At 76.0% G+C, this 6,607-nt stretch carries 6 protein-coding genes; 3 read left to right on the top strand and 3 right to left on the bottom strand.

From position 1 onward, the window contains the following. The 3 genes from F1544_RS14690 to F1544_RS14680 form a co-directional block, all read right to left on the bottom strand. The coding region (locus tag F1544_RS14690; RefSeq protein WP_167586640.1) for an alcohol dehydrogenase catalytic domain-containing protein at window positions 1-399 on the bottom strand (399 nt) is incomplete at its 3' end. Between the two features lie 171 nt (window positions 400-570). Further along, on the bottom strand, window positions 571-1,500 hold the full coding sequence (locus F1544_RS14685) for an LLM class flavin-dependent oxidoreductase (RefSeq protein WP_167586662.1): 930 nt from the start codon (window positions 1,498-1,500) through the stop codon (window positions 571-573). Window positions 1,501-1,514: 14 nt separating this feature from the next. Continuing rightward, window positions 1,515-3,842 (bottom strand): glycoside hydrolase family 3 C-terminal domain-containing protein, encoded by a 2,328-nt coding sequence (locus tag F1544_RS14680; RefSeq protein ID WP_167586638.1) that lies wholly within the window; start codon window positions 3,840-3,842, stop codon window positions 1,515-1,517. A 46-nt stretch (window positions 3,843-3,888) separates the two neighbouring features. Between F1544_RS14680 and F1544_RS26425 the strand changes: the two genes are divergently transcribed. From F1544_RS26425 to F1544_RS26420, 3 genes are all read left to right on the top strand, one after another. Further along, complete coding sequence (locus tag F1544_RS26425; RefSeq protein ID WP_167586636.1) at window positions 3,889-4,461, top strand: TetR/AcrR family transcriptional regulator; 573 nt, start codon at window positions 3,889-3,891, stop codon at window positions 4,459-4,461. A gap of 56 nt (window positions 4,462-4,517) precedes the next feature. Continuing rightward, complete coding sequence (locus F1544_RS14670; RefSeq protein ID WP_167586634.1) at window positions 4,518-5,129, top strand: histidine phosphatase family protein; 612 nt, start codon at window positions 4,518-4,520, stop codon at window positions 5,127-5,129. A gap of 67 nt (window positions 5,130-5,196) precedes the next feature. Continuing rightward, complete coding sequence (locus tag F1544_RS26420; RefSeq protein ID WP_167586632.1) at window positions 5,197-6,603, top strand: putative bifunctional diguanylate cyclase/phosphodiesterase; 1,407 nt, start codon at window positions 5,197-5,199, stop codon at window positions 6,601-6,603. The last annotated feature ends 4 nt before the right edge of the window (window positions 6,604-6,607 follow it).

Raw genomic sequence — 6,607 nt, 5'->3', positions numbered from 1 at the left:
CCCGGGGGTGCGGCGCTTGAACCCGAACATGTCGTGTGGCTGGCACATGTGGTACTGCCCGCGGTCGCAGTAGCGGCAGTTCCAGCACGGCACGATCTGCTCGGCCACGACCCGGTCACCCTCGACGACCCCCCACCGGGCGGACGCCTCGGCGTCGATCTCGACGATGCGGCCGGTGAACTCGTGACCGGGGCTGGTCATCGTCTCCGCCCACGCGGGACGGTTCTCGTCGCCCCAGAACTTCGCCGCACCGTGGTAGCACTTCAGGTCCGAGGCGCAGATCCCGACGGCCTCGACCTTCAGCAGCGCCTGACCCGGACCCGGCGTCGGGATCGGCAGCTCTTCCAGCCGGTAGTCGCGCGGGCCGTGGACCACGACCGCCTTCATCGTGCTCGTCATGACTGCTCCTTCGCAGAGGGATGCCCCTGCCGGAGCGGGGACGGGGGCGGTGAGCGGACGTGCCGCTCGCCGCGCGGGCCCGTCCACGCTATGACGGCTCTGCACATCTGTCCAGCACAGATGTGCAGAGCCGTCGTGCGGTGCGGCCGGGCCGCCCCGGAGTCCCGCCGCTCAGCCGAGCAGGCGGGCCAGGTCCTCCAGCGCCGCGAGGCGGTCGGCCCCGACGGGGATGAGGACGACGCTGTCGGCGCCCGCGGCGTGCAGCTGCGCGACGCGCGCCCGGGCGGCCGCGGGCGTGCCGACCACGGCCAGCTCGTCGACCCACGCGTCGGGCAGGGCCGCCGTGAACTCCTCGCGCGTGGCGCACCGCTCGCGCAGCGCCCGGAACTCGGCCGCGAAGGGCGAGGGGGCGATGTGCACGGCGCAGTCCGGCTCCCCGGCCCACTCCAGCGCCGGCCGCACCAGCCGCCGCGCCCGGTCCGCGTCGTCGTCGACCACGGCCACTTCGAAGGCCACGAGCTCGTGCGGCCCCGTGGCGCCGATCTGCTCGCGCGCGGCCGCCAGGTACTCGGTGGTGACGGGCTCGGCGAGGATCGTGCCGTCCGCGCAGCGCCCGGCCACGGCCAGCGAGCGCGGGCCGCGCACGCCCGCCAGCACAGGCGGGGCCTGCGCCGGCGGCGACGCCAGCTGCAGGTCCCGCAGCTGCACGTAGCGGCCCTCGACGTCCACCCGCTCCCCGTGCAGGAGCGCGCGCACGGCGCCCAGCTGCTCCTCCAGCAGGGTCAGCGGGCTGGCCGGCCACGCGCCGACCTGCCGCATCCAGGCGGGCATGCCGTGGCCGATGCCGAAGGACGTGCGCCCGGGGAACAGCTCCGCGAGCGTCGCCGCCTCCATGGCGGCGAAACCCGCGTTGCGGGCGCCCGCCGGGGCGATGCCGATCCCGACGGCGATCCGCGAGGTGCTGCCCAGCACGGCCCCGGCCTGGGCCACACCGCCGCGGAACGACAGGTCCTCGACGACCCACAGCTCGTCGAACCCCAGCTCCTCGGCGCGCCGCGCGAAGGGCAGCACCTGCGCCGTCGGCAGGTCCCGGGGCAGCATCACCCCGGTGCAGCTCACGGCTGCGCCTGCGCGTTCGTCGCGGCGGCGCGCTCGGCCAGCGAGCTCTCCTCGACGGGGGAACCCGGGAACCGGGTCAGGCGCACCAGGGGGATGGCGCGCATCATCTGCCCGTTGTGCGGGTCGTCCAGCATCCCCTCGAAACCGGTGCCCGCGATGGCCTCGCGCAGCACCGGCCCGGCGACGGGGTGGGCCAGCCACTCGCCCACCTCGGAGTCCGGCGCGAGCGGCGGCCGCACGTCCTCACCCGTCAGGCGCACCGTGGCGGCCAGCCGCACGTCGCGCGAGGAGGCGCCGACGCGGACGCCGAACTCCCCGCCCTCGACGGTCCACCGGCCGAGGACGCTGTGCCAGAACGCGAACGCCCGGGCGTCGAGGCGGACCGCCACCTGCTGCGACGCACCGGGGGCGAGGTGCACGCGGGTGAACCCGCGCAGCTCCTGCTCCGGGCGCTGCACGCTGGCCTCGGGGTCGCTGACGTAGACCTGCACCGTCTCGGTGCCCTCGCGGTCGCCGGTGTTCGTGACCGTGACGCGCACGTCCACCACCGGCACCGGCCCGTCGGTGACCACGTCGACCTCGAGGTCGGTGTAGCCGAACGTCGTGTAGGACAGGCCGTGGCCGAAGGGGTGCGCCACGCGCAGGGCGTGGGCGTCGTACCAGCGGTAGCCGATGAGCAGCCCCTCGCCGTAGCGGACGTGCCCGAGCTCGCCGGGGAACGCCCCGACCGTGGGGTTGTCGAGGTAGTGCACGGGCAGCGTCTCGGCGAGGCGGCCCGACGGGTTCGCCCGGCCCAGCAGCAGGTCGGCCGTCGCGGCCCCGCCGGCCTGGCCGAGCAGCCAGCCCTCGAGCAGGGCGCGGGTGCGCTCCTGCCACGGCTCGACCGCGACGACGGAGCCGTTGGACAGCACGACGACCACGTTCGGGTTCGCGTCGGCGACCGCGTCGAGCAGCTCCAGCTGCGTCGCGGGCAGGTTCAGGTGCTCGCGGTCGTAGCCCTCCGACTCGTAGGAGGCGGGCAGGCCGAGGAACAGCACGACGACCTCGGCGGCCCGGGCGGCCTCGACGGCCTCGGCGACCAGGGCCGCGTCGGTCTCCTCGGACTGCGGGTCGTAGCCCGCCGCGAAGGTCACCTCGCGCGAACCCGCGAGCTCGGCGCGCAGGCAGCCCAGGGCGTCGTCCAGCCGGGTCGGGTTCACCTGCGAGCTGCCGGCGCCCTGGAAGCGCGGGGTGCGGGCGAACTCCCCGACCACCGCGACCGGGCCGCCGGTCGCGGCCAGCGGCAGGACGCCGTCGTTGCGCAGCAGCACGGCGCTGGCCGTGGCGGCCTCGCGGGCGAGGGCGTGGTGGGCGGCCGCGTCGACGGTCAGGGGTTCCGCGAGCCCGGGCGCGGCGCGCCGGACGAGGTTCAGCACCCGCAGCACCGCGCGGTCGACGTCGGCCTCGGCGAGGGTCCCGGCGCTCACGGCCTCCAGGATCCGCTGCGCCCCCAGGCCGCCCGAGCCGGGCATCTCCAGGTCCAGCCCCGCGCGCACGCCGTCCTCGCGCACGTCGACCGCACCCCAGTCGGACACGACGAGACCGTCGAAGCCCCAGTCGCCGCGCAGCACGTCGGTCAGCAGCCACGGGTCCTGCGAGGCGTAGACGCCGTTGATCTTGTTGTACGAGCACATGACCGTCCACGGCTGGGCCGTGCGCACGACCCGCTCGAACGCGGGGAAGTAGATCTCGCGCAGCGTGCGCTCGTCGACGTCCGCGGAGATCGTCATGCGCTGCGTCTCCTGGTTGTTCGCCGCGAAGTGCTTCAGCGACGTCCCGACGCCCTGGCTCTGCACGCCCCGCACGAGGCCCGCGGCGAGCTCGCCGGCGAGCAGCGGGTCCTCGGAGAAGTACTCGAAGTTCCGCCCGCACAGCGGCGAGCGCTTCATGTTCACGCCCGGCCCGAGGAGCACGGCCACGCCCTCGGCGCGGCACTCGCGCCCCAGCGCCTCCCCGACCCGGGTGAGCAGGTCGACGTCCCACGTCGAGGCCAGCCCCGCGGCGGGCGGGAAGCAGGTGGCGGGCACGCTCGCGGTCAGGCCCAGGTGGTCGCCCTCGCCGTCCTGCTTGCGCAGGCCGTGCGGGCCGTCGGTGACCATGACCGCCGGCACGCCGAGGCGCTCGACGGCGGTGGTGTGCCAGAAGTCGGAGCCGCCGAGCAGGTCGGCCTTCTCCTCCAGCGTCAGCTGCCGCAGGACCTCGGTGGGCGAGGCGGGGCGGTCGGAGGGCAGGGCTCGGTCGGAGTGCAGGGCGTCGTCGTCGTGCACGGCGGGAGGGGTGCTCATGGCCGAGACCGTACCCCCGAAGCCGACCGAGTGGTAGCTTTCCGGGGTGGCGGAGGAGCGCGGGTACGCCAAGGGCCGGGCCCGCCGGCAGCAGATCCTCGAGGAGGCCGTGCGCCTGTTCGGGGAGGTCGGCTACCGGGCGGCGTCGCTGCGCGAGCTGGCCCAGCGCTGCGGCCTGTCCCACCCCGGGCTGCTGCACCACGTGGGGGACAAGGAGTCGCTGCTGCTCGCCGTCCTGGCCCACCGCGACGCGGCGGACGCGGCCGAGACCGGCCTGCTGGCGGCCGAGGGCGCCGACCGCCTCGACGCGCTCGTCGAGGTGATGCGGCGCAACGCCTCCCGGCGCGCCATCGTCGAGCTCCACTGCGTCCTGTCCGCCGAGGCCACGGCGGCCGACCACCCCGCGCACGCGTTCTTCGCCGAGCGCTACGCCCGCACCGTCGCCTCCCTCGTGCCCGCCTTCCCCGGCGAGGCCGACCCGGTCTCCGCGGCCCGCCGGGTCGTCGCCCTCGCCGACGGCCTGCAGGTGCAGTGGCTGCTCGACCCCGACGGCGTCGACATGGCGGCCGAGCTGAGCCGCCACGTGGCGGGACTGCGCGGCGCCGCGCAGGCCGGCTGACGCGGAGCGGCCTCGGAGCGCGCCGTCCGGCGCGGTCGGGACTAGGGTCCCTCGTCGTGTCCATCCTCGTCGTCCGCCACGGTCAGACCGACTGGAGCCTCACGGGCCAGCACACCGGCACCACCGACGTGCCGCTGACCGCGCAGGGCGAGGCGCAGGCGCGCGCCCTGGCTCCCGCTTTCGCGCACCGCTCCGTCGCCCTCGTGCTCACCAGCCCCCGCGAGCGCGCCCGCCGCACCGCCGAGCTCGCCGGCCTCACGGGCCCCGGCGGGTCCGCCGCCCAGGTCCGGGTCGACGAGGACCTCGCGGAGTGGGACTACGGCGCCTTCGAGGGCCGCACCACCGCCGAGATCTCCGAGGAGCTCGGCCGGCCGTGGTCGGTCTGGCACGACGGTGTGGAGCCCGGGAAGACGCCGGGGGAGACCGTGCACCAGGTCGCCTCCCGCGCCCGCGGCGTGCTGCGCGCGGCCACGGCGGCCGACACGGGGGACGGCGACGTCGTGCTCGTCGCGCACGGGCACTTCCTGCGCATCCTCACCGCCACGTGGCTGGGCCTGTCCCCGACCGCGGGCGCGCTGTTCGCCCTCGAGGCCGGCACGTGGGGCGAGCTGGGCCGCGAGCACGACCGCCCCGTGCTGACCCGCTGGAGCGTCCCGCCCGTCATGTGAGGACCGCGCTCCGGGCGGCGGGGTCCGCGAGCCCTCACGTCGGGCACCCGCGGGCCGATGGACGGGCGTGCCCCCCGCCACCACCGCCTGGGTCGCGCTCGCCCTCGTGGTCGTGGTCGCCGCCGTCGCGGTCACCGTGCTCGTCGGGCAGCGCGACCGCGCCCGCCGCCGGCAGTCGCTCACCGACCCGCTGACGGGGCTGGGCAACCGGCTGGCGCTCGCCGAGGCCGCCGCCCCGCTGCTCGCGGCCGGGACGCCCGTCGGGCTGCTGCTGCTGGACCTCGACGGGTTCTCCGCGGTCAACGACACCCTCGGGCACGCGGCGGGCGACGAGCTGCTCGTCCAGGTCGCCGACGCCCTGCGCGCCGGGACCGGGCCCACCGGCACCGTGACGCGCCTGGGGGGCGACGAGTTCGCCGTGCTCGCGCCCGCCCCCGTCTCCGCCGAGGCCGTCGACGTGCTCGGCCGGCAGCTGCTGGCGGCGCTGAGCATGGGCGCGTTCTCCGCGGCCGGGATCCAGATCGACCTGCAGGGCAGCATCGGGACGTCCCGCTCCCCGGCCGACGGCACGACCCTCGGCGACCTGCTGCAGCACGCCGACGTCGCGATGTACGCCGCCAAGCGCGGCCGCCTGGGTCTGCTGGCCTACGACGCCGCGACCGACGGGCACTCCGCGCGGAGCCTGGAGCTCCTGGGGCAGCTGCGCGCCGCCCTGGCCGACGGTGAGCTGCTGCTGCACTACCAGCCCAAGGTGTCCGGGGCGGGGGGCCGCCTGCTGGGGTTCGAGGCCCTGCTGCGCTGGGAGCACCCCGAGCGCGGCCTGCTGCCCCCGGCGGAGTTCCTGCCGATGGCCGAGCGCACGAACCTCGTGCACACCCTCACCCGCTGGGTGCTGCTCACCGCCCTGCAGCAGGCCTCGCGCTGGCGCGCCCAGGGCCTGCTGGTCTCGATGTCGGTGAACGTCAGCGCGGTGTCGCTGGAACCCGGGCTGCTCGGCATCGTCGAGGAGGCGCTCGCGCTGACGCGGTGGGCGGCGGCGGACCTGGTGCTGGAGGTGACGGAGACGGCGATCATCGCCGACGGCGTCCGCGCCCGGGCCACCATCGACGCGCTGCGCGCGCGCGGCGTGCGCGTCTCCGTCGACGACTTCGGTGCGGGGTTCACGAGCCTCGCGCACCTGCGCGGCCTCGCCGTGCACGAGCTCAAGATCGACCGGCAGTTCATCAGCGACCTCACCGACTCCCCAGACGACGACGTCATCGTCTCCGCCGTCATCGACCTCGGCCACCGGCTGGGGCTCGTGGTGGTGGCCGAGGGCGTGGAGACCTCGGAGACCGCGCTGCGGCTGGAGGCGCTGGGCTGCGACGAGCTGCAGGGCTACCTCTTCGCCCGGCCGCTGCCGCCCGCGCAGGCGCTGGCCTGGGTGCGCGAGCGCGGCCTCGTACCCGATCCCGTTGCGGCGCAGGCCGACTGAACCC

The organism is Kineococcus rubinsiae, assembly GCF_011839805.1.
GTDB lineage: Bacteria > Actinomycetota > Actinomycetes > Actinomycetales > Kineococcaceae > Kineococcus > Kineococcus rubinsiae.
The sequence above is the reverse complement of the archived record's forward strand: the minus strand, read 5'-3'. Positions and strand labels throughout refer to the sequence as shown.

Coding starts and splice junctions, on each gene's coding strand:
- F1544_RS14685 (WP_167586662.1), bottom strand. CDS start 1,500: ATGCTGCCCCGGGACCTGCCGACGGCGCAGGTGCTGCCCTTCGCGCGG.
- F1544_RS14680 (WP_167586638.1), bottom strand. CDS start 3,842: ATGAGCACCCCTCCCGCCGTGCACGACGACGACGCCCTGCACTCCGAC.